Annotated in this window: 28 protein-coding genes; 6 read left to right on the top strand and 22 right to left on the bottom strand. The window is 48.0% G+C overall.

The window, feature by feature from the left end:
• Positions 1-7 precede the first annotated feature (7 nt).
• From V7728_RS07385 to ytaF, 9 genes are all read right to left on the bottom strand, one after another.
• Positions 8-1435 carry a bifunctional 2-methylcitrate dehydratase/aconitate hydratase gene (locus V7728_RS07385; protein WP_174747068.1) on the bottom strand — a complete coding sequence of 476 codons (1428 nt, stop codon included), beginning with the start codon at positions 1433-1435 and terminating at the stop codon, positions 8-10.
• Between the two features lie 25 nt (positions 1436-1460).
• Positions 1461-2558, bottom strand: coding sequence for a citrate synthase (gene mmgD / locus V7728_RS07380; RefSeq protein ID WP_007408375.1), 1098 nt, complete (start codon positions 2556-2558; stop codon positions 1461-1463).
• Positions 2559-2581: 23 nt separating this feature from the next.
• Entirely contained in the window at positions 2582-3715 is a 1134-nt protein-coding gene (locus V7728_RS07375; protein ID WP_043020801.1) for an acyl-CoA dehydrogenase, read from the bottom strand.
• Between the two features lie 29 nt (positions 3716-3744).
• Complete coding sequence (locus tag V7728_RS07370; protein ID WP_039254529.1) at positions 3745-4596, bottom strand: 3-hydroxybutyryl-CoA dehydrogenase; 852 nt, start codon at positions 4594-4596, stop codon at positions 3745-3747.
• Between the two features lie 19 nt (positions 4597-4615).
• Positions 4616-5797 carry an acetyl-CoA C-acetyltransferase gene (locus tag V7728_RS07365; RefSeq protein ID WP_099566895.1) on the bottom strand — a complete coding sequence of 394 codons (1182 nt, stop codon included), beginning with the start codon at positions 5795-5797 and terminating at the stop codon, positions 4616-4618.
• A 136-nt stretch (positions 5798-5933) separates the two neighbouring features.
• On the bottom strand, positions 5934-6671 hold the full coding sequence (locus tag V7728_RS07360; protein ID WP_099566896.1) for a glycerophosphodiester phosphodiesterase: 738 nt from the start codon (positions 6669-6671) through the stop codon (positions 5934-5936).
• 87 nt (positions 6672-6758) lie between these two features.
• Complete coding sequence (locus tag V7728_RS07355; RefSeq protein WP_017418119.1) at positions 6759-7385, bottom strand: N-acetylmuramoyl-L-alanine amidase family protein; 627 nt, start codon at positions 7383-7385, stop codon at positions 6759-6761.
• 18 nt (positions 7386-7403) lie between these two features.
• Entirely contained in the window at positions 7404-7721 is a 318-nt protein-coding gene (locus V7728_RS07350) for a hypothetical protein (protein WP_014721488.1), read from the bottom strand.
• A 308-nt stretch (positions 7722-8029) separates the two neighbouring features.
• Positions 8030-8653: a sporulation membrane protein YtaF gene (gene ytaF, locus V7728_RS07345; RefSeq protein ID WP_076424956.1), complete on the bottom strand. Its 624-nt coding sequence runs from the start codon at positions 8651-8653 to the stop codon at positions 8030-8032.
• A 146-nt stretch (positions 8654-8799) separates the two neighbouring features.
• On the opposite strand from ytaF, the gene V7728_RS07340 reads away from it, so the two are divergent.
• The 6 genes from V7728_RS07340 to alr all read left to right on the top strand — a co-directional run bounded on the left by V7728_RS07340 (position 8800) and on the right by alr (position 13114).
• Positions 8800-9432, top strand: coding sequence for a helix-turn-helix domain-containing protein (locus tag V7728_RS07340; RefSeq protein ID WP_007408365.1), 633 nt, complete (start codon positions 8800-8802; stop codon positions 9430-9432).
• A 296-nt stretch (positions 9433-9728) separates the two neighbouring features.
• The gene (locus tag V7728_RS07335; protein WP_014470646.1) at positions 9729-9866 is read left to right on the top strand and encodes a hypothetical protein; all 138 of its coding nucleotides are present in this window, start codon (positions 9729-9731) and stop codon (positions 9864-9866) included.
• 93 nt (positions 9867-9959) lie between these two features.
• Complete coding sequence (locus V7728_RS07330; protein WP_015240192.1) at positions 9960-11078, top strand: NADH-dependent flavin oxidoreductase; 1119 nt, start codon at positions 9960-9962, stop codon at positions 11076-11078.
• A 124-nt stretch (positions 11079-11202) separates the two neighbouring features.
• A complete protein-coding gene (locus tag V7728_RS07325; RefSeq protein ID WP_007612497.1) occupies positions 11203-11418 on the top strand; it encodes a spore germination protein in 216 nt (71 codons plus the stop codon).
• A gap of 125 nt (positions 11419-11543) precedes the next feature.
• Positions 11544-11756 carry a spore germination protein gene (locus V7728_RS07320; protein WP_003153181.1) on the top strand — a complete coding sequence of 71 codons (213 nt, stop codon included), beginning with the start codon at positions 11544-11546 and terminating at the stop codon, positions 11754-11756.
• Positions 11757-11932: 176 nt separating this feature from the next.
• Positions 11933-13114, top strand: a complete 1182-nt coding sequence (gene alr, locus V7728_RS07315) for an alanine racemase (RefSeq protein ID WP_012117960.1) — start codon at positions 11933-11935, stop codon at positions 13112-13114.
• A gap of 148 nt (positions 13115-13262) precedes the next feature.
• Here alr and spo0A read toward each other — a convergent pair whose 3' ends face one another.
• The 13 genes from spo0A to accC form a co-directional block, all read right to left on the bottom strand.
• On the bottom strand, positions 13263-14063 hold the full coding sequence (spo0A, locus tag V7728_RS07310) for a sporulation transcription factor Spo0A (protein ID WP_003153177.1): 801 nt from the start codon (positions 14061-14063) through the stop codon (positions 13263-13265).
• A 280-nt stretch (positions 14064-14343) separates the two neighbouring features.
• Positions 14344-15624, bottom strand: coding sequence for a SpoIVB peptidase (spoIVB, locus tag V7728_RS07305; protein WP_099566898.1), 1281 nt, complete (start codon positions 15622-15624; stop codon positions 14344-14346).
• Between the two features lie 163 nt (positions 15625-15787).
• A complete protein-coding gene (recN, locus tag V7728_RS07300; RefSeq protein WP_007408359.1) occupies positions 15788-17518 on the bottom strand; it encodes a DNA repair protein RecN in 1731 nt (576 codons plus the stop codon).
• Between the two features lie 31 nt (positions 17519-17549).
• A complete protein-coding gene (ahrC, locus tag V7728_RS07295; RefSeq protein ID WP_003153173.1) occupies positions 17550-17999 on the bottom strand; it encodes a transcriptional regulator AhrC/ArgR in 450 nt (149 codons plus the stop codon).
• Positions 18000-18095: 96 nt separating this feature from the next.
• Entirely contained in the window at positions 18096-18941 is an 846-nt protein-coding gene (locus tag V7728_RS07290) for a TlyA family RNA methyltransferase (RefSeq protein ID WP_007612503.1), read from the bottom strand.
• A complete protein-coding gene (gene dxs / locus V7728_RS07285; RefSeq protein WP_032870616.1) occupies positions 18938-20839 on the bottom strand; it encodes a 1-deoxy-D-xylulose-5-phosphate synthase in 1902 nt (633 codons plus the stop codon). Before dxs ends, V7728_RS07290 begins: the two co-directional genes overlap by 4 nt.
• 143 nt (positions 20840-20982) lie before the next feature.
• Positions 20983-21873: a polyprenyl synthetase family protein gene (locus V7728_RS07280; RefSeq protein ID WP_007408353.1), complete on the bottom strand. Its 891-nt coding sequence runs from the start codon at positions 21871-21873 to the stop codon at positions 20983-20985.
• Positions 21863-22117: an exodeoxyribonuclease VII small subunit gene (locus V7728_RS07275; RefSeq protein ID WP_007408352.1), complete on the bottom strand. Its 255-nt coding sequence runs from the start codon at positions 22115-22117 to the stop codon at positions 21863-21865. Before V7728_RS07275 ends, V7728_RS07280 begins: the two co-directional genes overlap by 11 nt.
• The gene (gene xseA / locus V7728_RS07270) at positions 22117-23460 is read right to left on the bottom strand and encodes an exodeoxyribonuclease VII large subunit (protein WP_099566900.1); all 1344 of its coding nucleotides are present in this window, start codon (positions 23458-23460) and stop codon (positions 22117-22119) included. The genes V7728_RS07275 and xseA overlap by 1 nt, the downstream gene beginning before the upstream one ends.
• Before the next feature lie 123 nt (positions 23461-23583).
• A complete protein-coding gene (gene folD, locus V7728_RS07265; protein WP_007408350.1) occupies positions 23584-24435 on the bottom strand; it encodes a bifunctional methylenetetrahydrofolate dehydrogenase/methenyltetrahydrofolate cyclohydrolase FolD in 852 nt (283 codons plus the stop codon).
• Positions 24436-24446: 11 nt separating this feature from the next.
• Complete coding sequence (nusB, locus tag V7728_RS07260) at positions 24447-24839, bottom strand: transcription antitermination factor NusB (RefSeq protein ID WP_007408349.1); 393 nt, start codon at positions 24837-24839, stop codon at positions 24447-24449.
• A gap of 264 nt (positions 24840-25103) precedes the next feature.
• Complete coding sequence (locus V7728_RS07255) at positions 25104-25511, bottom strand: Asp23/Gls24 family envelope stress response protein (RefSeq protein WP_003153156.1); 408 nt, start codon at positions 25509-25511, stop codon at positions 25104-25106.
• 21 nt (positions 25512-25532) lie between these two features.
• The gene (gene accC / locus V7728_RS07250; RefSeq protein ID WP_007408348.1) at positions 25533-26885 is read right to left on the bottom strand and encodes an acetyl-CoA carboxylase biotin carboxylase subunit; all 1353 of its coding nucleotides are present in this window, start codon (positions 26883-26885) and stop codon (positions 25533-25535) included.
• Between the last annotated feature and the right edge of the window lie 3 nt (positions 26886-26888).

Here is a 26888-nt window from a genome sequence, read left to right as displayed (position 1 = left end):
TCCTATTTTATACGAGAAATAAGTCCATAAATTCACTGACGCTGAGCTTCTGCATTCGGCCGCTATGTTCGCAGGCCTCTTTGATTTTACGCTGCTGCTTCAATGAAAAATGAGTGCTGATGTTTGCTGAAAACTTGGCAAGAATCTTCGGAACGGCTTCTTTTCTGCGGAACCGGTGCCCGAGCGGGTATTCACATTCAATCCGTCCCGTAGCCGTGCCGTCTGTAAAATGCACCTGTACGGCATTTGATATGGATCGCTTATTCGGGTCTAAGTAATCTTTTGAGTACGCTTTGTGTTCCGTCACCTCCATTTTGCTCCGCAATGTATCAATTCGCGGGTCAGACGCCGTTTCCTCTTCATAATGATCCGCCGTGATATCTCCGAAAAGCAGCCCGATTGCCGTAATATACTGGAGGCAGTGATCCCGGTCAGCCGGATTGTGAAGCGGCCCTTTTTTATCGATAATCCGGATAGCCGACTCATGGGTCATAATCGTGATCCTGTCAATGTCTTCGATGCGGTCTTTCACCTCAGGATGAAGCCGGACCGCGCATTCCGCCGCTGTCTGGGCGTGAAATTCAGCCGGGTAGGATACTTTAAACAAAACATTCTCCATCACATAGGACCCAAGCGGGCGGGCAAGCTTCATTTCCTGCCGGTTAAACAATACGTCTTGAAATCCCCACCCAGATGCGGTCAGAGCCGTCGGGTACCCCATTTCACCTTTTTGCGCCATAAGGGCCAAATATACGCCTCTGCTCGTCGCGTCGCCGGCCGCCCATGATTTGCGTGATCCGGTGTTCGGCGCATGACGATACGTTCTGAGGCTTGAATTATCAATCCAAGCGTGAGATACGGCGTTATTGATTTCCTCTCTTGAGCCGCCCAGCATTTGTGCGCAAACAGCCGCAGTCGCCACTTTCACAAACAGCACATGGTCAAGCCCCACTCTGTTTAAGCTGTTTTCCAAAGCGAGAATTCCTTGAATTTCGTGCGCTTTGATCATTGCGCAAAGCACATCGCGCACGGTAAGCGGTTCTTTCCCTTCTGAAATCCGCACTCTGGATATATAATCCGCACAAGCCAATATGCCTCCGAGATTGTCAGACGGATGACCCCATTCCGCCGCAAGCCACGTATCATTATAATCGAGCCACCTGTTGATACAGCCGATATTAAAAGCTGCCGTGACCGGGTCTAAAACAAAAGGCGTGCCCGGGACTCTGCTGCCGTTGGGGACGGAGGTTCCCGGGACAATCGGGCCGAGCAGCTTTGTACATTCGGGATAGCTGAGCGCCAAAATTCCGCAGCCTATCGTATCAAGAAGCACATGTCCTGCCGTAGTAAAAGCTTCTGAACTGTCAATCTCCTGATGGAGCACGTAGTCAGAAATCTCTTCGATTACAGCGTCCATTCGGCGGGGTTCTGTCATGTTTTCATCTTCCTTTCTCATCTGTTTACAGGCGCGCTCCGGTATAGCGGACACGCGGGCGGAAAAGCCGGTTTCGGCTGTGCTGTTCAATGACGTGGGCGCACAGTCCGACCGTCCGTGCGCTGAAGAATATAGGCGTGTACAGCGGTATCGGGATGCCGAGCATGTAATAGACCGGCGCTGCGTAGTAATCTAAGTTCGGATAAAGGCCTTTTTTCTCCCTCATGACGGTTTCGCCGGCTTCACACATATGATAAAGACGGAAATCACCTGAAAGATCAGACAGCTTTTTTAACGCTTCTTTCATCATAAGCGCCCTCGGGTCCATTTTTTTCATGTAGACACGGTGGCCGAAGCCCATGATTTTTTCTTTGTTTGCGAGTTTTTGAGTTAATAATTGTGTAAACCCGTCTGTATCCTTCGCTTCCTCAAGCATGTACATAACCGCTTCGTTCGCTCCGCCGTGAAGATTTCCCTTAAGCGAGGCGACGGCTCCGGTCAGCGCGCCGTAAATATCCGATTGCGTCGAAGCGATGACACGGGCCGTAAACGTTGAGTTCGGCAATTCATGCTCACTGTATAAAAGAAGCGACCTGTCGAAGATTTCTTCTTCCAAAGATGACGGCGTTTTTCCGGTAATCATATATAAAAAGTTTGCGCTGTATGATAAGGTTCCAACCGGCGCCAAAGGCTCCAGCCCGTTGATGACTCGATAGCTGTTGACCGTCAGATTCGGCATTTTGCCTATCAGTCCGCGTACGCGGTGCTGATTTACGGAAGATGAACGGTCATCGATGTCCTTGTCAAAGCCTCCAAGCGCGGACAAACCCGTCCTCAGTCCGTCCATCGGGTGAGTATGTTCGGGCAGCAGACGGCATATGTGCAAGATTTCCTCGGGAAGGTGCCCGCCGCGCCGAACGTCTTCTTCAAGCGCCGCCTTCTCTTTCGCATCAGGAAGTCTGTCTTCCAATAAGAGATGAACAATGTCCATATAGCCGGCCGTTTTAGAAAGCTCAATCAGATCGTGGCCTTTGATTAAAATACTGCCCTGCTGTGTATCCAGGAAAGAAATCCCCGTTTCCACCGCAATGACGCCATCTAAACCGGGAGAATAAGATTCCATGGTTTCGCTCCTTTGCGCACTTTTTATTGAAGAAGATACTTAGAAATAATCAGCCTTTGAATCTCATTGGTTCCTTCATAAATTTGCGTGACTTTCGCATCCCGAAATAAACGCTCCGCGGGATACTCTTTCATATAGCCGTAGCCGCCGTGAATCTGCACAGCCTCCACCGCCGCTTTCATCGCCGCATCGGACGCGAATTGCTTCGCCATAGATGCTTCTTTTCCGCACGGAAGCCCTCGCTGATACAGATCAGCAGCATGATAGACCAATAATTTGGCAGCTTCCGCATTCGTCGCCATGTCAGATAATTTAAATGAAACGGCCTGATTCGAAGCGATGGGTCTGCCGAACTGGCTGCGGGTTTTGGCGTACTCCACCGAGCAGCCGAGCGCCGCTTCGATAATCCCGAGCGCCTGAGCCGCTATGCCGATCCGTCCGACGTCAAGGTTTTTCATGGCGATTGAAAAGCCCTCGCCCTCTTCGCCGAGCCGGTTTTCAATCGGAATTTCCGCTTGGTCAAACTGCAATTCGACAGTATTGGAACCTAACAGTCCGAGCTTTTTTTCTTTTTTTCCGACAGAAAAACCGGGTGTGTTTTTTTCAACGATAAACGCGGAAATTCCCTTTCTTCCCTTACCTGGATCGGTTATGGCGAATGTCAGATACAGATCTGCCGCTCCGCCGTTTGTAATAAAGATTTTTGAACCGTTCAGAATATATGAACCGCCTTTTCGCACAGCCGTTGTTTTCAGGCTTCCCGCATCAGATCCGGATTGAGGCTCAGTAAGCGCAAAAGCCCCAATATATTCGCCCGCTGCCAGCTTCGGAATATACGTTTGTTTTTGGGCTTCTGTCCCGAAATGCAAAATCGGGATTGTCCCTACCGATGTGTGGACGGACAAAATAACGCCGACGGCCGCGCTGACTTTTGATATTTCATGAATCGCTAAAATGTAAGATGTTGTATCAGCACCCGCCCCGCCGTAAGTTTCCGGGACGGGAATACCCATCAATCCCGCTTCGCCCATTTTTTTAATCAGCCGCTCCGGAAATTCATCTGTTGATTCCATGAGCTCAACCACCGGCGCGATTTCCTTGCGGGCAAAATCACGCACCATTTTTCTCATCATGATGTGCTCTTCTGTAAAATGCATGGCTGCCGTCTCCCCTCATGATCTTTACGTCATCTGCCGTACTCATAAAAACCGCGCCCGCTTTTTTTGCCGAGCCAGCCGGCGCTGACATATTTTCTGAGCAGAGGGCATGGGCGGTATTTCGAATCTCCGAGCCCCGCATAGAGAACCTCCATAATGGAAAGGCACGTATCCAGCCCGATGAAGTCAGCTAATGTTAAAGGACCCATCGGATGCCGCATGCCGAGCTTCATCACCTCATCAATGGCTTCCTTTGAAGCTGCTCCTTCGTAAAGGCAATAAACGGCTTCGTTAATCATCGGCATTAATATGCGATTAGATATAAAGCCCGGGAAGTCATTGACTTCGACAGGGGTTTTATTCATCCGGACGGCAAGCTTCTTTACTGTTTCCGCCGTTTCTTCCGATGTGGCGAGTCCTCTGATGACTTCGACAAGCTCCATGACAGGAACCGGATTCATAAAATGCATGCCGATTACTTTTTCAGGCCTTTTTGTGGCCGCGGCAAGCTCCGTAATGGGAAGAGAAGACGTATTGCTTGCCAATACGGCATGAGGGGGACAGATTTTATCTAGTGTGTCAAACAATTCTGCTTTTGCTTTTTTGTTTTCTGCAATGGCTTCAATTACAAAATCAGCATCTCCCGCTTCTGTGAGCTCTGCCGGGGAAATACGGCTGAAAACGGCATCTGTCTCCTGCTGTGTCTTCCGTCCTTTTGCCTGCTCTTTCTCCAGGTTTGTCTTTATGCGGTGAAGACCTTTTGTTACCGTTTCCGGCTCCCAATCGTATAACTTGACGGCAAACCCGGCTTCTGCAGCCGTCTGCGCGATGCCTGCTCCCATCTGACCCGCACCTGCGACCATGATTGTTTTCATCTTCATCCGGCGCTCCCTCCTTTGATCAGTACACCTCAAGCAGGACGGCATCTCCTTGAGCCGCTCCGCTGCATATAGCCGCTATGCCTAAACCTCCTCCGCGACGCTTTAATTCGTATATTAAACTCATGATGATTCTCGCTCCGCTTGCGCCGATCGGGTGGCCGAACGCGATTGCCCCTCCGTTTACATTCACTTTTTCCCGGCTGAACCCGGCTATTTTTTCACTCACCAGCACGACAGACGCAAATGCCTCATTTACCTCAAACAAATCAATATCGTCAACGGACAGTCCGGTTTTTGTCAAGAGCCGGCTGATGGCCTCTCCCGGCGCGCTGGCCAGCTCGGACGCTTCCAGTCCGACTGACGCAAAGCCAAGTATCGCTGCGAGCGGCCTGACATGCTGCTTCGCGGCTTTTTCCTCTGACATCAGCACAAATGCTCCTGCCCCGTCATTTACACCGGGAGCGTTTCCGGCTGTAACCGTTCCGTCGGCTGTAAAAATTGGCTTGAGCGCTGCAAGCTGCTCAAGGCTCGTATCAGGGCGCAGCCCCTCATCCGCTTCAACGGTATGCTGTTTGCCCTTTTTGCCGGTCCAGGTGACGGGGACAATTTCTTCACGCAATTTGCCCGCCTCGGCCGCCTCAGCCGCGCGTTTCTGACTCAAAAGAGCGTAATGATCCTGTTCATCCCGGGAAATGCCGTACTTTTTGGCCGCAGTGCTTCCGTGGACAGCCATATGCACCTGGTCGAACGCACAGGTCAGCCCGTCATGAACCATTAAATCCTGAAACACCCCGTCCCCCATCCTCACACCCCAGCGGCCGGCCGGAATGGCGTACGGAATGTTGCTCATGCTTTCCATTCCGCCTGCAATCAGCACGTCCGCATCTTTCGCCCGGATCATTTGATCACAGATGGTAACGGCCCTGAGCCCTGATGCACAGACCTTATTAATGGTTTCAGCCGGAACGGACCACGGAAGCCCGGCATATCTTGCAGCCTGCCGTGCCGGAATCTGCCCGGCACCCGCCTGGACGACCATTCCCATCACCGTTCCTTCCGCTTCGCTTTCACTGATAGCGGCGCGCTTGATTGCTTCTTTTATGGCGATGCCGCCAAGCTCGGCCGCCTTTACCTCTTTTAATGTGCCGCCAAATTTTCCGAACGGCGTTCTTGCCGCACTGACGATAACCGTTTTTCCCACAATTTTGCCTCACTTTCAATAAGATAAAAGATAACGCTTACACAAAACTGTTACAATATATGAACCGGCTGACCGAGTTATGAGTGCACCGCCTTTTTCCCGCCCATAAAAAAAGAAGACTGTCTGAACAGTCTTCTCAGCTGCGGCATTCTTCTTTTATAGAAACAGCCAGCTTTGGATAATCGGTAAAAATTGCGTCTGCTCCCGCTTTCATCAGCTGCTTCATATCCTCAGGACGATTGACGGTGAACGGACGGAGCGCCGCTTGGTGTTTTGCAAGATGTTTGATCACTTCAGCGCTCACCGCCGGCGTACCGAGCTTCGGATGATAACCCGAAGCGGGAATGGCGGCAAGATACCGTTCAGGCCGGTACAGCACATCCATTGTCAGCACCGCCCGCTCAATTTCAGGCGCCAGGGCATAGCAAACCGCGAGACTCTCATGATTAAATGAAGAAAAAATAACGCGCTTTTCCAGTCCGTAATATCTGACTTTTTTAATCACTTCTTCTTCCATTCCTTCGTAACGGAATACACTGTTTTTCAGCTCAATGTTTATCAGAAAATCAGCACGTTCCGCAAAACGCAGCACATCTGACAAAAGCGGAATTCTGACACCTTTAAAAGCATCTTTCCATTTTCCGGCGGCATCAGCGGTTCTGATTTTGTCATACGCCGTATCTTTCACAAATCCTTTCAAAGACGTCGTGCGGTCGAGTGTTTCATCGTGAATGACCACGATCCGGCCGTCTTTTGTCATCTGTACATCAAGTTCGATTCCGTCAGCCCCGTCCTCAATCGCTTTTTTGAACGCGGGCATCGTATTTTCAGGGCAGTCGCCCGACGCCCCCCGGTGGGCAAAAATATTCGTCATATGTGTCACCTCAGGTGTTTGTCATCGGTTTTCTCTATTATATTCGTTATGCACATAAGGAGGGCGCTATTTACACATATTTTATAATTACCGTCCGCTGTAATAGGTTTCGATTCCGTTTACAACGGCGTCCGCGGCGTGCTCTTGTCCGTTATCGCTTTTCAGCTTGTCCGCATCTTGAGGATTTGTGATAAAACCTAATTCAGCCAGCACACTCGGCATCTTTGAATATGTAATGACATAAAAAGGAGCTTCTTTTACGCCTCTGTCCTTCATCCCTAAAGACGTGACAAGCTGCTGCTGGATGTCGGAAGCAAGCCTTTCGCTGTCTGCTCCTTCATATGTCGAATTAAAATACGTTTCCGTGCCCGATGCCGTTGAGACGGCTGAATTCGTATGGAGGCTGACGAATAAATCGGATTGGCTGGCGCTTGCTTTCGCCACCCGCTCGTCCAAACGTAAAAAAGTATCGTCAGTCCTTGAAGCAACAGGTTTTGCGCCTTCTGTCTCCAATTTGGCGATCACCTTGTTTGACACCGCTAAATTGATGTTTTTCTCAAGCAGTCCATTTCCGCCGGCCCCGCTGTCTTCTCCGCCATGTCCGGCATCGATATAAATGGTTTTCCCTTGCAAAGGTTCAGCTGCATAAGCAGACGGCGCAAGCAGAAGAAGAGCGGCACCGAAGGCAGCAGCACTTTTTGTCAGTAAACCCACGTTTTTTCCTCCCCGTTTTCACATATCTGTTTCTTTTTTCAGTTCCTCAAGCCGTAATTGTCCGTTGCTCTCTTTTTTATAGGTGATTTGCACCGCCGTATGTTCAGGCAGAGACTGACATTCAAACCGCTTAGCGAAAGGCACCTTCACCTCTTGCCTTTCTCCGTCAATTTCGACCGCGATCGTATCGTTTCCGGCCGCTTTTATAAATGTTCCTTCCTGTGTAAATGACGGCGCCGCATCAGCCTCCGCGGTATACTCGCAGCCTGATAACAGCCATGCGGTGAAGATCAGAAGTATGACAGACTTCACACAGATCACCTCACGTTTTCTCATTCGGCTTTATCTTTGAACAGAATGACCGATTTGTAAAGGGAGCCTCCATTCCTCCAGCGCTTTTCCATATTTGGAATGAAGGCTATCTGACCTGCTGTTTACCTGAACTTAGAAAGAAAACAAGCTGATCAGTCTATGAAAAAGGTTCTGTCTGAAGGCCGAATATGCAGAATTTAACGGAAACGGACGACTTTCTGTTCATTTTGAAAAAATATCAGATCGGCAAAAAAAGAGAGCCGCGTCATGCGCTCTCCCGAATAGAAACATTCATATTTATTTTGAGCTTTTCATAAAATGAACGGGACAACTTAAAAGAGCAGCGTATTGGCGGCAATGATGAGAATAATCACTCCGCTCAGCACCGTGCTGAACTGTCCGATGTGAAAAGAACCGATGCGCAGTGACGCGGCTTTTTTTCCAAGCGAGCAGCCGATCCATATGGTCAGAAAGCTTCCGACCGCCGCAGTGATGGAAATGGCAGCGGGAGAAAGCCCGATCAACCCCGCGCTTAATCCGTTGGTCAGCGCATTTGCGGATACGGCTACCCCGAGAACCATGGATTCCAATATACCGATTTCTCCCGAACCGTCGGCATCCGCTGCCTCCGGATTTTGCAGCAGACCGGCAAAACGGCCTTTTTTTCCTGACGCGCCAACACGCGCTGTTTTTCTCGGCACAGCCAGCAGAATGATGCGGATACCGATGACAGATAAAATAAACGCCGCCAGTAATACAGGAAGAAAGCCCGGTAAAACGGCTGAAATCCATTTACCGAAATAAATTCCGATATAACTGAATACAAAACAGATAAAAGCGATCATCATATTTGACGCATGCGATATTTTGATTTTTCTGATGCCGTATGACATCCCCACTCCTAAATTATCAATGCTCGAGGACACTGCCAAACCTAAAATCAATAACCAAGCCATGTTCGTTTCTCTCCATTCTTTGATGTCTTTTCAACATGTTGTGCCGTTGAATCTACACTATCCTATTCAGCAGCACAGAAAAGGTACCTATTCTGCAAAAATTATTGATTAATGATCATCATTCCGGCGGAAACGAGGTGACACCCTTGACAGAAAATAAAAATACGACACTGGGGCCCCTTTTAAAATCACTGCTTGATAAGCACTCGCTCTCCATGAGAAAACTCGGCGCCTTAACAAACATTGATACGGCCACCATCTCCCGGATTATAAACGGCAAGCAGAAGGCCAATTTAAAGCATCTTCAGGAATTTTCAAAACATCTCCGCACCCCGCTGGAGGAATTGCTTGAGGCGTCAGGCATAGACATCGGCCATGAAAAAGAAGCTGCGCCGCAAGACCCGATGCACGCGATTCAGGATATGCTGAATATGGCCGAGATGTTTGATCAGCCTTTTTCCCGGGAGCAAATTGAGCGCGAACTGACCAGATATGAACAATATGCCAAAACCCAGCAGGGCCATCGCCTGATTTGCGATGAGTTTCAAAAGAAAATGGACAATGAAGAAAGCGTCGGCCCTTTTATTGATCATTTGAAAAACATGCATCATCAGTATATGGATGAATCAACACCGGCTGAAGACCGCGCGATTCTCGGGAGCGCGCTGCTGTATTATATTTTAGCGACCGACGTCATTCCGGATTACATGTTTCCGATCGGCTACCTGGATGACGCCATCGCCGTTCAAATCGCTTTGAACCGGCTGAAAAAAAAGTAAAGGCGCTTAAAAAAGCGCCCTTTTTGTGTTGAAAAATATGAAACACCGCATTACGGTTTTGTCAAAACAGAGACAGCTGTCATATGATACATCAACCTAACAAAAAGGAGGGTGTCTTCTATGGACAGCAACACAGTTGTGGCAGTGTGCGCTCTGTTAAGTGTTGTGATTCAGATCGGAACGATATTCGCCGCAGGAAAGTGGAAAAAAGAATAAATAAAAACAAATTGACGGTTTTTTCGCACAAGCGTATGCTTATAAATAACCTTGTAAAAGATAAGAAAGAAGATATGTATATGAAAAAAATCATTCTCCTCTTCGCCGCCGCTGTCATATTCAGCTCGATCGGCCATCAAATTTCAGGAGGATATAAAGATCCTGAAAAGGAACGGAGAAAACCGTTTCATTCGTTTAAATGGTTCAGCCGGTCATAACCTCAGGAAGAAGAACAAGCAAAATAATTGCACACAATTAAAACATAAGCTAGAATACGGACGAGTTAAACTCCTAAGGAAGAAGGCGAAATGATGAAGCAAACTTATAAACCGCTGTTTGAACCTTTTACGTTCGAAAGCGGCGTCACCATACCAAACCGTATTTCAGTCGCACCGATGACACACTATTCATCAAATGATGACGGAACGATTTCCGACCGTGAATTAAGCTACATTACTCCCCGTTCAAAAGAAATGGGCATGGTCATTACGGCATGTGCAAACGTAACGCCGGACGGCAAAGCGTTTCCAGGCCAGCCCGGCATCTATGATGATTCTCACATTCCCGGCTTGAAAAAACTCGCTCAGGCGATCCAGTCTCAAGGAGCGAAAGCCGTTGTGCAGATTCACCACGGAGGATTGGAATGCCCTCCTGAACTCGTGCCAAACAACGACGTCGTCAGTCCGAGCGGCTCAGAAGAAGACGGGAGACAAACGTCCCGGGCTCTCACCGAACAAGAAATTGAGCACATCGTGAAAGCATTCGGCGAAGCGACACGCAGAGCGATTGAAGCCGGCTTTGACGGTGTTGAAATTCACGGGGCAAACGGGTACCTGATTCACCAATTTTATTCACCGAAAACAAACCGGCGCACAGACCGCTGGGGCGGAAGCGATGAAAAGCGCCTTGCGTTCCCGCTTGCAGTCGTTGACGCTGTCAAACAGGCAATTGATACACACGCTGAAAATCCATTCGTTCTCGGCTACCGCCTGTCACCGGAAGAGCCGGAAACACCGGGGCTTACAATGAAAGAAACATTCATGCTCGCCGACGCGCTTGCGGAAGAGAACTTGGATTATCTGCATATTTCACTGATGGATGTCAACTCCAAAGCCCGCCGCGGGGCGGATTCTTCACGGACGCGGATGGATTTATTAAACGAACGCGTCGGCCATAAAGTGCCGCTGATGGCCGTCGGTTCCATCTATACCGCGGACGAAGCGCTTGCTGTATTAGAAAGCGGAATTCCGCTGGTGGCTCTGGGACGTGTCATTTTGATTAACCCCGAATGGGCGGTGCTGGTCAAAGAAGGCCGCGAACAGGAAATCGAAAAAGCCATTCAAGCATCTGAAATTGAGAAATACCGACTTCCTGAACCGTTATGGGAAATGATTCAGAATACAGGCGGCTGGGTGCCGTTTGAAAAGTAGACTAAAAAAACTGCCGGATGTCCGGCAGTTTTTTTTGATTTACAAGTTTTTACCGCTTTGTTTACTCCTATTTCTAACACACAGCGTACATATAGTAAATAGATTAATAGAAAGGAGACCGTATATGATGGCTGGTTTTCCTATTACGATTAACAGTCTTTCCGGAAACGGGGTTGTCAATGTCGGCGGTGCGTTTTCGATAAGTCCTTTAACCGTATCAAAAACCGTCTACGGCTCAGGTGGGGGAAATACAGGGATGGTCCTGCAAATGAATCAATCCAGTACATCTCAATCTTCAAGCTCTCAATACTCTGATCAAAATGTAACGAAAACACTATGACATCCGTATTTCCCTCCCTTTCCGGCTGGCAGCAGCCGGATTCTTTTTGCCGTTTTGTTTAATCTTATTCCATATCACAGCGTACATATAGTTAGTAGACTGTGAGAGAAAGGAGAAAAAATAGAATGAGCGGTTGCCCGATTACGATAAACAACGTATCAGGAAACGGAGTTGTCAATGTTGGCGGCGCCATATCCATCAGTCCGCTGACTGCATCAAAAACTGTTTTCGGTGCCGGAGGGGGAAATATCGGCATTGTCATTCAAAACAATGCTGTAAGCCAGTCCAAAATGTTTGAACATCAATTTTCAGATCAGAATATTGTAAAGTCAATTTAAGGGCTGCCATGCAGCCCTTTCAGCATAAATAAAGCAGACACACTGATTTCCCAAAAACTTGATTTTTAAACATCAGCGATCACCTTCCCTTGTTTTGAATGATTTCAGTTCAAGGTGAATAGAATGCAGATTGAAAGCATGAGTACTGAAACTCATTAAGGAAAGAAGGAATCGTGATGAAAAAACTTTGCCGGGAAGTTTGGATTGAAGTTGACCTTGATGCGATAAAAAAGAACGTACGGGCGATCCGCCGCCATATTCCGAATACGTCTAAAATTATGGCCGTCGTAAAAGCGAACGCTTATGGCCACGGCTCTGTGGAAGTAGCGCGGCAGGCATTGGAAAGCGGGGCGAGCGAGCTCGCTGTCGCCAGCGTCGAAGAGGGAATTGTGTTACGGAGAGCGGGAATTACGGCACCTATTCTTGTGCTCGGCTTCACAGCTCTCAGCTGTGTGAAAAAATCTGCCGTTTGGAACATAACATTATCAGCGTTTCAAGTCAGCTGGATCAAAAAAGCGAATCGGATATTGGAAAAAGAAGCAGATTCGAAACGGCTGTCCATTCATATCAATGTGGATACGGGAATGGGCCGGCTGGGTGTGCGTACGGAAGAAGATCTTTTAGCAGTGGTGAAAGCGCTCAAGTCGAGTACATATCTGTCATGGGATGGCATCTTTACACATTTTTCAACAGCGGATGAACCGGACACTGAGCTGACGATGCTGCAGCACGAAAAGTTTATCAGCTTTCTCCGCTTTTTAAAAAATCAAGACATTACGCTGCCTACCGTGCATATGTGCAATACAGCCGCCGCTATCGCATTCCCGGAATTCAGCGCCGACATGATCCGTTTAGGCATTGGGTTATATGGTTTATATCCGTCCGCCTCGATAAAGGAACTGAACCTCGTGGATCTCACACCCGCACTAAGTTTAAAGGCGCGTATCGCTTATGTGAAAGCTATGGTGACAGATCCCCGGACCGTCAGTTATGGCGCCACATATATCGCCGAACCGGGTGAAATCATCGCGACGATTCCGATCGGCTATGGTGACGGTTACTCCCGCGCCCTGTCCAACCGCGGGTTTATTCTTCACCGCGGCAGACGGGTGCCGGTGGCGGGGAGAGTGACAATGGATATGATCATGGTCAGTTTAGGTGAGAATGAGGGCAAACAAGGAGAAGAAGTCGTCATCTACGGTAAACAACAAGGTGCCGAGATTTCCGTTGATGAAATTGCCGAAATGCTCGGTACGATCAGCTACGAAGTCTTATCTGTGTTAAGCCGCCGCGTCCCCCGCTTTTATTTCAGAGACGGCAAAATCATTAAAATATCAGCTCCGGTATTATACGTGTAGACAGCATAGATACCGCATTTATGTATAGAACAAGTAACGGCGTGAGTGATTTCCATTGTTTTCGCCAGCAAAATTTCAAAACGCCTTCTCTTCCGCGTTCATGCACGGAATAGAAGGCGTGAAAAAGACATCTAGCCAAAAGCTTGCGTTACGAAGCTTTATGCTCTAATCTCAGCTTGTCAGCAACCATCGCGATGAATTCCGAGTTGGTTGGCTTTGCTTTTGTCATGCTTACCGTATATCCGAACAGTGAAGAAATGGAATCAATATTTCCCCTGCTCCATGCGACTTCAATGGCGTGGCGGATGGCCCGTTCTACACGGCTTGCGGTCGTGTTGAATTTTTTGGCGATGTCGGGATAAAGGACTTTTGTGATGCTGCCGAGGAGTTCAATATCGTTATACACCATGGAAATGGCTTCACGCAAATAAAGATAGCCTTTGATATGGGCAGGCACACCGATCTCATGGATAATGCTTGTAATGCTGGCATCGAGATTTTTCCGCTTCGGCTCAGGCTGGCTGCGGATAATGCTGCTTTGCGCAGACGGGGCACGGTGTGTGACACTGCTGACATTTCCGCTTACCTGGCGGATATGGCCGACAAGGTTTTCCATATCAAACGGCTTCAGGATGAAATAGGACGCGCCTAAATCGACGGCTTTTTTCGTAACGTCTTCCTGACCGAATGCCGTCAGCATGATGACGTTCGGCTGCTTCTCGAGCTCTGATTCCCGCAGACGCTCCAAAACCGCAAGTCCGTCCAGATGCGGCATGATAATGTCTAAAACGAGCACATCTGGATTCTTATCTTTAAACAAAGAAAGACATTCCTGTCCGTTATAAGCAACGCCGATCACTTCCATATCATCCTGTCCCTCTATATATTCACTCAACAGGCTTACAAGCTCTCGATTATCATCAGCAACACAAACTTTAATTTTCTCCACGTTTCTTCCTCCCCCAATGTATTAACAGGACGCAACCCATTTGACTGCTACATGTTACATTCGACAAAACCACTACTTCCCCTTTTAAAAAATCCATATTTACCAATAATAGTGGTATATCTTTGTTTTTCTAGCATTTTCTAGGTTTTTCGACTAAAAATTAAGTTTGACAAATCAGGAAACGTGAATTTGTCGAAAAATCTTCATGTCTTATTTTACATGAATCCAGGAAAGAAGTGAAGAACGCATCACATAAAAAAACTGCCGGATCATCCGGCAGTCAGCTTGCTTTGTCTTTCCCGTAAACATCAACACCCGCTTCAGACAGCATCCATTCGATATGAACGCCGTAGCCGCTTGTCGGATCATTGACAAATACGTGGGTTACGGCTCCGACGACCTTTCCGTTCTGGATGATCGGGCTTCCGCTCATCCCCTGAACGATTCCGCCGGTTCTTTTCAGCAGTTTCGGATCTGTCACTTTCAACACCATTCCCTTTGTCGCCGGGAATTTTTGCGGCGTGGTGCTGACGATTTCAATATCAAATTTCTCTACTTTATCGTTTTCGATAACCGTCAGCATTTGCGCAGGTCCTTTTTTCACTTCATTTGACAAAGCAATCGGAAGCGCTTTGTCGGAAATGTTGTTTTTAATCGGCTGATGCAGTGTCCCGAAGATGCCGAACGGGCTGTTGCGGTTAATATCGCCGATCGTTTTCCGTTCTGACGAAAACCTTGCCAGTTTTTCGCCGGGATTGCCGCCTTTTCCTTTTTCAATCGATGTTACAGTTGAACGGACGATTTCTCCGTCTTCTACAACAATCGGTTTTTTTGTATCCATATCAGAGATGACGTGGCCCAATGCGCCGTATTTTTTTGTTTTCGGTTCAAAAAATGTCATGGTGCCGATGCCGGCTGCCGAATCGCGGATATAAAGGCCGATTCGATATTTCCCCTCGGCTTCGTCCTTTGTCGGAATCAGCTTTGTTTTGATTTTTTGCTTATCGCGTTTCACCAATAAATCCAAAGATTCACCGGTTTTGCCCGCTTTTTGAATAAACGGGGCGATATCGCTCATTTTTTCAATTTTATGTCCGTTCATTTTAATAATGATGTCGCCAGATTCAATTCCCGCTTGTTCTCCCGGAGACTTTTTTCCATCCTTTGTCATCACTTGGTGAAAACCGACGACCAAAACACCGACTGAATGCAGTTTTACACCGATGGACTGTCCGCCCGGAATGACCTTCAATTCTGGAAGGACACGCACTTTCGTTTTTTTAATGGGAAATCCGGCAAGATTATATACTACTTCTGACCGGCCTTGTGTTTGCCCTGTTATGTTTGCATGGCCGTGCTCTTCTTTCAGCGTAAAGGCTTCTGATAATTCGCCCTTTTCAGCGCTTATTGATGCATTGACCGGAACGGCCTGTGTCTGGTTTTCAAAGACGCTCATTTCTGACGGTATCAGTAAATATTCTTTAAATGGCTTAAAAAAGCCTACACTTAGTAAAGAAACAAGGAGAATTACACCTATTGCTTTCCTCATGTTATCGTGCATTCATTCCTTCACTCTCCTCGCTCCTATCCCACACCACTTTCTTTTTCTGCTACATCTATACTTTTGCCTTCCTGCGCTTGATTTATAACCGGCATACGAAGAAAAACATTGGATACACTGTTAGAGAAATGGAACAAAAAAATAAGCTGCCTGTATCAGCAGCTTATCCTGTCGTTTTTACCTGTCCGGCCTGTTTTAAAAGCTCTTGTGCATGCCGTTTTGTCAGATCGGTCACTTCGACGCCCGCAATCATGCGGCCGATTTCCGCTACCTTGTCCTGTTTGGAAAGCGGCGTGACATGCGTTGTCGTCCGGCCGTCTTTGAATTCTTTTGCGATTAGAAGGTGCGTATCCGCCATAGCGGCAACCTGCGGCAGGTGTGTAATGCAGAGCACCTGTGAACCGGTCGATACTTTATGGATTTTTTCCGCGATGGCTTGGGCAACCCGCCCGCTTACACCGGTGTCCACTTCGTCAAAGATAATGGAGGTGACATCCTGCTGGGAAGAAAAAATACTCTTCATCGCCAGCATCACCCTTGAAAGCTCGCCTCCGGAAGCGACCTTTGACAGCGGTTTTAAAGGCTCACCGGTGTTTGTTGAAATTAAAAACTTCACAAGGTCAATCCCCTTTTGGGTAAGCTGCACGGGCTGCCCGTTAACAACCGGTGCTTCACTGGCTGACGGATCGGTTTTCACGAGAAATTCCGTATCAAACGTTGATTTGCCCATATACAGACTTTTTAATTCCTGATGAATCGCTTCCGCCAGTTTCTTAGCCCATGCTTTTCTGATTTTTGATAAATTGGCGGCTTCTACGGCCACATCTTTGCCGACCGACTCCAATTCCTTCTTCAGCGCTTCAAGGTGGCTGTCGCGGTTCTCGATTTGATCGATTTCCTCTTCTATTTTAGAGCCGTATTCCAAAATGTCTTCTACCGTCGCTCCGTATTTGCGCTTCAGCTGTTTGATCTCATTTAAACGGGTTTCAATAAAATTCAGCCGTTCCGGGTCATATTCCAGATCATCTAACAGATTGCGCATCTGAAAGGTTGCATCCTCCAGCAGATAATAGGAACTTGACACACTTTCTGACAGCTTTTGCAGCGGTTCATTGATATCCGAAATATCTTCAAGCTGGGCAGAGGCCATTCCGACCCAGTCAAGCCCCCCCTGCTCGCTGCGGAGCGCATTATAGGCGTTTTGCAATGATTCATAAATTTTTTCAAAATTGGATATCTGCTTCCGTTCTTCCTGAAGAAGCTCGTCTTCATTCAATTCAAGCTTCGCCGACTCGATTTCTTCAAGCTGAAATTGAATCAGGTCTAGCCGATGCGCCATTTCCTGCTCGCTTTCTGACAGCTTCTTCACTTTTTTGAGCAGCTTCATATAACGCTCATAGCCTTCATGGTAAGCCTGAAGCGCGGATTCGGCCTCAGCGCCCGCAAACCTGTCCAACAGCTCTAAGTGTTTATCGTCCTCCATTAACAGCTGGTTATCATGCTGTCCGTGAATATCTAATAAAAGTCTGCCGATCTCCCTTAAAGCCGCAATCGTCACTAATTTTCCGTTGACACGGCAGACGCTTTTTCCTCCGGCATTAATGTCCCTTCTCATGACAATCATGTCGTCAGATGCGTCTATTCCCTGCTCACGGCATACTTCAAAAACGGGATGACCGCTGTCCAAAAGAAACAGTCCTTCAAGCTCGGCCTTTGTTTCACCGTAACGGACAAATTCAGACGAGCCGCGGCCGCCGACTAATAGGGAAACGGCGTCTATAATAATTGACTTGCCGGCCCCTGTTTCTCCCGTCAGGACGGTGAGCCCCCGTTCAAACGAAATCGTCAGTTCCTCTATAATGGCAAAGTTTTTTATTGATAGTTCAGCTAACAAACAGCATTCCACCTTTTATCTGATAATTACGCTACAGCAGCTCCAAAAGACGGCTTTGAACGCCCTCCGTATCTTCAGGCGTCCTGCAGATGATTAAGATCGTGTCATCTCCGCAAATCGTGCCCATGATTTCTTCCCATTCGAGATTATCCATCAGAGCGCCGATTGCCTGAGCATTCCCCGGCATCGTTTTTAATACGATCATATGGCTTGCTGAGTCAATTTTTACGAACGCATCCATTAATGAACGCTTCAGTTTTGACAGCGGATTGAACCGCTGATCCGCCGGCAGGCTGTATTTGTAGGAGCCGTTGTTTGTCGGCACCTTTACGAGATGCAGCTCTTTAATGTCTCTGGAGACAGTCGCCTGAGTTACCTTATATCCTTCTTCTCTCAGCATGTCAACTAAGTCATCCTGCGTTTCAATCTCATGGCTTGTAATAAGCTCTCTGATTTTTATATGCCTTTGGCCTTTTGTCATGTAAGCACCTCTGTTTTCAAGCTGTTCTTGTCATTATGTTAACCGCTTCTTGATAAAAAGTACATGATGGCAGAAAAAAGGAATAATAGCCCCCTATTATTCCGGTACATCTGTCTTTTTGGCTTTTAATGTCTCATGTGCTTCGCGGACGGTACGGAGAATGTCTTCTTCCGGCAGTTCAGCGCCGTTTCCGTCTTCTCCGCCCCATTCCAAATGAAGCAGAAACTCAATATTGCCGTCTCCCCCTGTAATCGGTGAGAAGGACAGTCCTTTCACTGTATATCCTTCAGAAGCGGCAAATTGATTCATGCGGCGGAGAACGTCAGTATGAACACCGGGATCTCTGACAATGCCTTTTTTTCCGACGGATTCCCGTCCGGCTTCAAATTGCGGCTTCACCAGTGCGATACAATCGCTCCCCGGTACAAGCAGCGTTTTTAAAACCGGCAGAATGAGGCGGAGTGAGATGAAAGAAACATCGATTGTCGCAAATTCCGGCAAACCCTCTGTGAAATCGGAAGGCTCGGAATAGCGGAAATTCGTCCGTTCCATGACGACGACCCTCTCGTCCTGTCTGAGCTTCCAAGCAAGCTGATTATAGCCGACATCCACTGCGTAGGACCGCTCGGCTCCGTTTTGGAGGGCGCAATCCGTGAATCCCCCTGTAGACGAGCCGATGTCAATCATCGTTTTTCCTTTTACCGAGACGGGAAACACTTCCAGAGCTTTTTCAAGCTTTAATCCGCCTCTGCTGACGTATTTAAGAGGGTTTCCTTTTACCGTTAACGGAAGATCCCGGGCGATTTTTTCACCCGGTTTGTCCAATCGGTTTTCATTTGAGTATACGATGCCCGCCATAATGGCGCGTTTCGCTTTTTCCCGCGTTTCCGCAAGGCCTTTTTCTACAAGAAGTACATCTAATCGTTCTTTTTTTGCTGTCATGATCCAATTCCTTTATGTGTCTTCGGCGGCATCAGCAGTTTGATCCGGTTCATAACCTCAACCTTAGTGAGACCGATTTCTTCAAGCAGGGCGGTTACGCTGCCGTGTTCAATAAACCGGTCTGGGATGCCCATTCTGTCAATCGGTGTATGATACATGCCGAGGTCATGAGCGTATTCAAGAATCGTGCTGCCGAATCCGCCTTCAAGCACGGCTTCTTCTATCGTTAAAATCGGCAGACCTTCATTAAGAATGGCCTTCATCATTTGTTTATCAATCGGTTTTATGAACCGCGCATTCACGACACGCACGGACAGGCCTTCTTTTTGCAGTTCTTCAGCCGCTTCCAGCGCCATTTCAATGGTCGTACCGAATGTTAAAATGACCGCGTCTTTTCCGGGACGGAGCACTTCCCATGTTCCGATCGGAATGGTTTTCAGCTCTTTATCCATCTTTACGCCGAGCCCGTTTCCGCGCGGGAAGCGCATCGCGATCGGGCCCTCCTCATAATTAAGGGCTGTATTGACCATATGGCGGCCTTCATTTTCATCCTTCGGCATCATTAAAACGAGGTTTGGTATATGCCGCAAAAAGGCGATGTCAAAGACGCCTTGATGCGTCTCCCCGTCAGCGCCGACCAAACCGGCGCGGTCAATGCCGATAAACACATTCGCGTTTTGACGGCAGATGTCATGGACGACCTGATCGTACGCCCGCTGCAAAAAGGTCGAATAGATCGCAAGAAACGGCTTCATACCCTGAAGCGCCATTCCAGCCGCCATCGTCGCCGCATGCTGTTCTGCGATTCCGACATCAAACATGCGTTCAGGGAATTCTTTCGCAAACCCTTCCAGTTTGGAGCCGACCGGCATGGCCGGTGTAATGGCGACAATTCTGTCATCCTCACGTGCCAGCTCCTGCACGGTGCCGCTGACAAGTCCGCTCCATGAAGGCGCCGCGGCTTTCGGCTTGACGAAATCACCCGTATTGATTTTATACGGACCCGTTCCGTGCCATGTGCCGATTGTGTCGGTCTCAGCCGGTTTATAGCCTTTGCCCTTTTTCGTAATGACATGTAAAAGGACAGGGCCTTTCGTTTTTTTGGCGTATTGCAGGTTTTCAAACAGTTCGTGGTAGGAATGACCGTCAACCGGGCCTAAATACGTAAAGCCCAGCTCTTCAAAAAACATGCCTGACACAAGCATATATTTCAAACTGTCTTTTATCCGTTCAGCTGTGGCGGCCAATTTTCCGCCGACGGCCGGGATGCGCTTAAATAAATATTCAAGCTCGTCTTTTACCCATTGATATTTGCCGGCCGTGCGAAGCCGTCCAAGCATAGAATGAATCGCCCCGACATTCGGCGCAATGCTCATCTCATTATCATTCAGGATGACGATCATGTCTTTTTTCTCATCACCGATATGGTTCAGCGCTTCAAGCGCCATTCCTCCGGTTAAAGCGCCGTCTCCGATAATCGGGATGATATATTCTTTCGATCCTTTAATATCACGAGCGGCAGCCATTCCCATCGCGCCTGAGAGCGAGGTTGAGCTGTGGCCTGTTTCCCATACGTCATGTTCGCTTTCGCTGCGTTTCGGGAAACCGCAAAGCCCTTTATATTGGCGCAAGGTTTCAAACTCCTTGCCGCGCCCAGTTAACAGTTTATGAACATAGGACTGATGTCCGACATCCCATAAAAATTTATCTTTCGGACTGTCAAATTCTTTGTGAAGCGCAATTGTCAGCTCGACAACCCCGAGGTTCGGCCCGATATGGCCGCCAGATGCAGACAGCGATGTGATGAGGAAATTGCGGATCTCCTCACTCAGCTCTTCCAGCTGTTCAATTGACATCTTCTTAAGAAATGACGGGTCCTGTATTGATAAAAGATCCAAAGCGGATCAACTCACTTTCAGCATGAATTTCTGCAAATTAAACAGTGTCTTTTTGAAAAAAGAAAAAGACTCCCTTTGTATTTTCATCGAAACTGCTTACATTTTACCATAGGAGCGGCAGCCCCTTCAAATCAGGACCGTTTTTAATGATCTCTCGCCGCGATTAAATCACAGAGGTCATGCAGCAATTCCTTCTGAAGAGAAAGGCCGCTGATGATCTGTTTCGCCTCGCTGATATGATACGCAAGCTTTTCTTTCGCGCCTTCAAGCGTTAAAAGCGACGGATACGTTGATTTTTCGTTCGACGTATCTGAGCCGACCGGTTTGCCGATCCTCTCCTCATGTCCTTCAATATCAAGGATGTCGTCTCTGATTTGAAATCCGATGCCGATATGGCTGCTGAACAGACGCAGCTTTTCGACTTCATCCTCCGGCGCATCTGCCAAAATGGCGCCCGCCGTCACGGAAAAACCGAGGAGCTTGGCCGTTTTCCGCTCGTGGATGGATTCCAGCTCCTCAAGCGTTATCCGCTTTTGTTCCGCTTCCATGTCGGCAGCCTGTCCGCCGACCATTCCTTCCGTTCCCGCCGCGCTGATCAGCTCATCGACGAGACGGAGCCGTTTTTCTGCTGAAACCGCCTCAGACACATGAGATGTGATCAGTTTAAAGCTTTCTGTCAGAAGCCCGTCTCCGGCCAATACGGCTGCCGCTTCTCCGAAGACTTTATGGTTTGTGGGCTTTCCCCGGCGCAGATCATCATCGTCCATGCAAGGCAGATCATCATGGATTAAAGAATACGTATGAATCATTTCGACAGCGCATCCGACCGGAATCCCGTCTTTTTCATCTTTTCCGTAAGCATTCAGAACGGCTAAGACGACGAGGGGGCGCAGCCTCTTTCCGCCCGCTTCCAAAGAATACAGCATAGATTTTTTGAGGGTTTCCGGCATCGCAAGCCGTTCTGTATACAAAGAAAGCTGCTGTTCAATCAGTTGTTTGCGCGATGCTAAAAATGCGTCCAGTTTATTTGTCACCTTCGTCTTCCTCCTGAACGCTGAAAGGTGCAAGTTCGCCGTTATCTTTTAAAATAAAGTCCATTTGCTTTTCGACATGCTGAAGCTTTTCATGGCACATTTTTGAAAGGGCCATCCCTTCCTGAAAATAATTAATCGCCTGCTCCAGCGGCACGTCTCCTTCTTCAAGCTTTGCCACAATGCCTTCAAGGCCTTTCATCGCCTCTTCAAATGTCAGCTCTTCACTTTTTTTGGTTTCTGTCATTATCGTTCGCCTCTCTTTTGCAATACTTCACACGTCAGAACGCCGTCTGTCATCTTTACTTCAAGCGTATCATTTTGTTCCACTTGATCAACGCTTTTGATCAGCTCTTTGTCTTTATAGGCCAGACTGTATCCTCTCTCCATCACCTGAAGGGGACTTAATGCATTCAGTTTACCAAGAACCGTCTGAAACTGCGAATGAAGCTGCTTCAGCTGGACATTCATGCTTCGGGCGAGCTGATTTGAGCGCTCCTCGTACCGTTTTTTCGCCTGTTTCAGCTGGGTTTCAGGGTGGAGCGCCGTTAATCTGTACGTATTCCGCTCCAGCTGTCTTTGTTTCCTGTCCGTAAGCCCTGTGAGCTGTGATTGGAACTGCTGATACAAAAGGTCAAACTGCTGTTCTTTTTGGGTATACAATCGTTTCGGAAAACGGAACGCGTAGGATGACTGTAGCGATTGAATCCGTTCTTTTTTCTTGCTGATATGCTGCTGCATCGCTCTTGTCAGGCGGACTTCCGCCGTTTTTGTCCGTTCCATTAAGTCCGTCGTGTGGGGGACGGCGATTTCTGCCGCTCCTGTCGGCGTTGCCGCCCGGATATCCGCGACGAAATCACTGATTGTAAAATCTGTTTCATGTCCGACCGCTGATATAATCGGAATGGCGGAAGCAAAAATCGCCCGGGCCACGATTTCTTCGTTAAATGCCCACAATTCTTCGATCGAGCCCCCTCCCCTTCCGACGATCAGGACGTCACACATTTTTTGTGCATTGGCTTCTTCAATGCGCTTCACAATCGATCTGCTGGCATTTTCACCTTGAACGAGCGCGGGAAGCACAATGACTTTCACAAGGGGGTATCTTCTTTTGAGTGTGGTAATGACGTCTCTGACGGCTGCTCCCGTCGGTGACGTGACGACCCCGATCGTGGCCGGAAAAGCGGGGATGGCCTGCTTATGCCGGTCATCAAACAACCCTTCGCCGGCAAGTTTTTTCTTTAATTCTTCATATGCTAAGTAGAGCGCCCCCACACCGTCCGGCTGCATTTCTTTCGCGTACAGCTGATAGCTTCCGCTCGGTTCATAGACGGAGATGCCGCCTCTTACGATGACCTTCATTCCGTCTTCTGGCTTAAACGCAAGCCTCGAACTTTGCCTCTGAAACATGACGGCCTGCATGCGGGCATGCTCATCTTTTAATGTAAAATAGATGTGGCCTCTCGTATGAATTTTAACATTGGAGAGCTCACCCTTAATCCAAATGTCTTCAAGATGAGGGTCCACATCGAATTTTCGTTTAATGTATTTGGTCAGCGCGGAAACCGTGACATATGCCGCTTCACTCACATCCTGCACTCCTTTCATAAAGGCTTTTTGCCCTAAACTAAGAAAACCCGCTCTGGCTGAAAGGAGCCTTAAGAAGCGGGTATCGTGCTCATTGTCACACTTTTTGTGACTGTCTCCGGTTATCTATGATAACGTACGTCTGGCAGATTTAACAGTATTATGCGCAAGCATTGTGATGGTCATCGGACCTACTCCGCCCGGCACCGGCGTAATGAAAGATGCTTTTTCTTTCGCTTCATCAAACTGAACGTCTCCGCAAAGTTTTCCGCTTTCGAGACGGTTGACGCCGACATCAATGACAATGGCGCCCTCTTTGATTTGATCGGCTTTGATGAAGTTCGCTTTACCGACCGCTACCACGAGAATATCTGCTTTTTTCGTATGCTCAGACATATTTTTCGTCCGGGAATGGCAATATGTGACGGTCGCGTTTTCGTTCAGCAGCAGCTGGCCGACCGGTTTACCGACAATATTGCTTCGTCCGACTACAACAACTTCTTTGCCGGAAAGATCTACGTTCGTCTTTTTCAATAACTCGACAATTCCGTGCGGCGTGCATGGAAGAAATGTATCTTCGCCAAGCAGCATTTTCCCGACGTTGAGAGGGTGGAAACCGTCAACATCCTTATCAGGGGAGATCCGCTCGATTACGGCTTTTTCAGAAATATGATCCGGGAGCGGCAGCTGGACGAGAATGCCGTGGAATTCGGGATTTTGATTATACTGATCAATCACTGTTAAAAGCTCCGCCTCGGTTAAGCTTGAGTCAAAGCGGTCAAGCTTAAATTTCATTCCCATTGTTTCAGCGGCTTTTTTCTTGCCTGTCACATATGAAACAGAAGCGGGATCGTCTCCGATTAAAATGACCGCCAATCCAGGCACTACGCCTTGTGCTTTCAGCTCTTCTACTTCTTTTGCCAATTGTTCGCGTTTTTCTTTAGCCGTTTCTTTTCCGTCGATGATTGTTGCAGTCATTTTCTTTCCTCCTATGATTCGATATCAGTTTTAATGTTAGAAAGAACCCCGTTTACGAATTTTGCAGCTTTATCGTCGCCGAACCGTTTTGCCAGCTCGATTGCTTCGTTTAATGACACGTTAGCAGGAATGTCGTCAGAATAAACCATTTCATACACCGCCAGACGCAGGATCGCGCGGTCTACGTTTGCAATCCGGTCAAGCTTCCAATTGACGAGATGGCCGGAAATCATTTCATCAAGCTGAACCTGATGTTCGATCACTCCGTACACCAGCTGTTCAAAGAAGGCATCTGTTTTTTCACCATCAAGCGCGTGCTCAATGGCATCGTTCGGTGCAATATCGCTGACATCAATCTGAAAAAGTGCCTGCAAAGCTTTTTCTCTAGCTGTTCTTCTTTTCATTTTCTTTCTCCTTCAGATCCGCTTTATCCGCTTGTCGTTAAGCTTAAAGAGATCATAACATATTTTTTTCTCAATCGCATGTCGAAATTTAGGTTTTTTCACCCTAATGCCGAATATTTTCACAAACCGTATTAATTTCATTCGGATTTCACAGCATGAAGAAACTCGGCTGCCGTTTGTAAGCCGGCTTTCTTCATGCCTGAAATGACGGGAAACGTATAAAAAACCAAAGGGCTGCCCATCCCCTTGGTTTTTATACGCTCATTACATTTCTTCGTCGATTTCGACTTCTTGGGCTTTCGTGTCAAATTGAATGCCGACGATATGAATATTGATTTCATTAATGGTCAGAGACGTCATGTTTAATAAGGTTTGGCGGATATTCTCCTGAACGCTTGCCGCCACTTTCGGGATCGAGATCCCGAATTGAACGACGCAATAGACGTCGATGGTAATCCCGTCATCGGCTAAATCGACCTTTACGCCTTTGCCGTGATTGATTTTGCCGAAGCGTTCTACGACGCCCGTGGCGAAATTGCCGCGCATTTCAGCAACTCCTTCAACTTCGGAAGCGGCGATGCCGGCAATGACTTCAATGACCTCAGGAGCAATTTCAACCTTGCCTAAATGAGCCTCATCATGATCCATTTTAAGCACACTGTTGTCTTCCATTCAATTCACCTCCCGCAAAAATTATGAGCCCATTACATCATATGTTTCTAAAAACTTTGTATTAAACTCTCCGCTGACAAATGTTTCGTGTTCAAGCAGTTTCAAATGGAACGGGATCGTCGTCTCAATACCTTCAATCACGAATTCGCTCAGCGCGCGTTTCATCCGTGCGACTGCCTCATCACGCGTTGTTCCGTATGTGATGACTTTAGCAATCATACTGTCATAGTACGGCGGGATCGAGTAGCCGGGATATGCGGCTGAATCCACGCGTACACCGAGTCCGCCCGGCGGCAGGTACATGTTAATTTTACCGGGTGAAGGCATGAAGTTTTTCGCAGGATTTTCAGCGTTGATGCGGCATTCAATCGCCCAGCCGTTAAATTCAACGTCTTCCTGTCTGAGCGAAAGCTCCTGTCCGGATGCCACTTTGATCTGTTCTTTGATCAGATCCGTTCCCGTCACCATTTCTGTAACAGGGTGCTCTACTTGAATACGCGTGTTCATTTCCATGAAGTAGTAGCGCTGTTCTCTGTAGTCATAGATGAATTCTACTGTGCCGGCTCCCGTGTAACCGACGGCCTTCGCTGCTTTTACCGCTGCTTCACCCATCTGCTCCCTGATTTCAGAATCAAGCGCAGGTGACGGTGACTCTTCAAGAAGTTTTTGCAGACGTCTTTGGATAGAACAGTCACGCTCTCCGAGATGGATCGTGTTTCCGTAATTATCCGCAAGCACCTGAATTTCAACATGGCGGAAATCTTCTATGTACTTCTCGATGTACACACCCGGATTTCCGAATGCCGTAGCGGCTTCCTGCTGGGTAATCTCAATGCCTTTGATCAGTTCTTCTTCTGTGCGTGCGACCCGGATGCCTTTTCCGCCTCCGCCCGCAGTGGCTTTTATAATGACAGGATACCCAATTTCACCTGCAAGCGAAACCGCTTCTTCCGTATTTTTTATGATTCCTTTTGAACCGGGCACAATCGGCACGCCCGCCAGCTGCATCGTGTCGCGCGCGATATCTTTTGTTCCCATTTTTGAAATGGCGTCCGCCGTAGGGCCGACAAACGTTACGTTTAATTCCTCGCACAGCTCGGCAAAGTCGGCGTTTTCAGCTAAAAACCCGTATCCCGGATGAATCGCATCCGTGCCGGTCAGCTTTGCGACGCTGACGATGTTCGTTACATTTAAATAGCTTTCTTTTGATGTTTTCGGCCCGATACAAAAAGCCTCATCGGCCATTTGGACATGCAGGGCGTCTTTATCTGCCTCAGAATAAACGGCTACAGTTTCAATGCCCAGCTCTTTGCAGGCCCGGATGATTCTGACGGCGATTTCTCCTCGGTTGGCGATCAATAGCTTTTTAATCATAAT

It is taken from the genome of Bacillus sp. JHAA (assembly GCF_036961585.1).
GTDB classification, from domain to species: Bacteria; Bacillota; Bacilli; order Bacillales; family Bacillaceae; genus Bacillus; species Bacillus velezensis.
The sequence above is the reverse complement of the archived record's forward strand: the minus strand, read 5'-3'. Positions and strand labels throughout refer to the sequence as shown.

Coding starts and splice junctions, on each gene's coding strand:
- V7728_RS07275 (WP_007408352.1), bottom strand. CDS start 22,117: ATGACAGAAACCAAAAAAAGTGAAGAGCTGACATTTGAAGAGGCGATG.
- V7728_RS07360 (WP_099566896.1), bottom strand. CDS start 6,671: ATGACGAATATTTTTGCCCACCGGGGGGCGTCGGGCGACTGCCCTGAA.
- nusB (WP_007408349.1), bottom strand. CDS start 24,839: ATGAAAAGAAGAACAGCTAGAGAAAAAGCTTTGCAGGCACTTTTTCAG.
- ahrC (WP_003153173.1), bottom strand. CDS start 17,999: ATGACAAAAGGCCAAAGGCATATAAAAATCAGAGAGCTTATTACAAGC.
- alr (WP_012117960.1), top strand. CDS start 11,933: ATGAAAAAACTTTGCCGGGAAGTTTGGATTGAAGTTGACCTTGATGCG.
- V7728_RS07330 (WP_015240192.1), top strand. CDS start 9,960: ATGAAGCAAACTTATAAACCGCTGTTTGAACCTTTTACGTTCGAAAGC.
- mmgD (WP_007408375.1), bottom strand. CDS start 2,558: ATGGAATCTTATTCTCCCGGTTTAGATGGCGTCATTGCGGTGGAAACG.
- accC (WP_007408348.1), bottom strand. CDS start 26,885: ATGATTAAAAAGCTATTGATCGCCAACCGAGGAGAAATCGCCGTCAGA.
- V7728_RS07385 (WP_174747068.1), bottom strand. CDS start 1,435: ATGACAGAACCCCGCCGAATGGACGCTGTAATCGAAGAGATTTCTGAC.
- V7728_RS07325 (WP_007612497.1), top strand. CDS start 11,203: ATGATGGCTGGTTTTCCTATTACGATTAACAGTCTTTCCGGAAACGGG.
- V7728_RS07320 (WP_003153181.1), top strand. CDS start 11,544: ATGAGCGGTTGCCCGATTACGATAAACAACGTATCAGGAAACGGAGTT.
- V7728_RS07335 (WP_014470646.1), top strand. CDS start 9,729: ATGAAAAAAATCATTCTCCTCTTCGCCGCCGCTGTCATATTCAGCTCG.
- ytaF (WP_076424956.1), bottom strand. CDS start 8,653: ATGGCTTGGTTATTGATTTTAGGTTTGGCAGTGTCCTCGAGCATTGAT.
- V7728_RS07290 (WP_007612503.1), bottom strand. CDS start 18,941: ATGACAGCAAAAAAAGAACGATTAGATGTACTTCTTGTAGAAAAAGGC.
- spoIVB (WP_099566898.1), bottom strand. CDS start 15,624: ATGCACGATAACATGAGGAAAGCAATAGGTGTAATTCTCCTTGTTTCT.
- V7728_RS07350 (WP_014721488.1), bottom strand. CDS start 7,721: ATGAGAAAACGTGAGGTGATCTGTGTGAAGTCTGTCATACTTCTGATC.
- folD (WP_007408350.1), bottom strand. CDS start 24,435: ATGACTGCAACAATCATCGACGGAAAAGAAACGGCTAAAGAAAAACGC.
- V7728_RS07255 (WP_003153156.1), bottom strand. CDS start 25,511: ATGGAAGACAACAGTGTGCTTAAAATGGATCATGATGAGGCTCATTTA.
- V7728_RS07370 (WP_039254529.1), bottom strand. CDS start 4,596: ATGAAGATGAAAACAATCATGGTCGCAGGTGCGGGTCAGATGGGAGCA.
- V7728_RS07375 (WP_043020801.1), bottom strand. CDS start 3,715: ATGCATTTTACAGAAGAGCACATCATGATGAGAAAAATGGTGCGTGAT.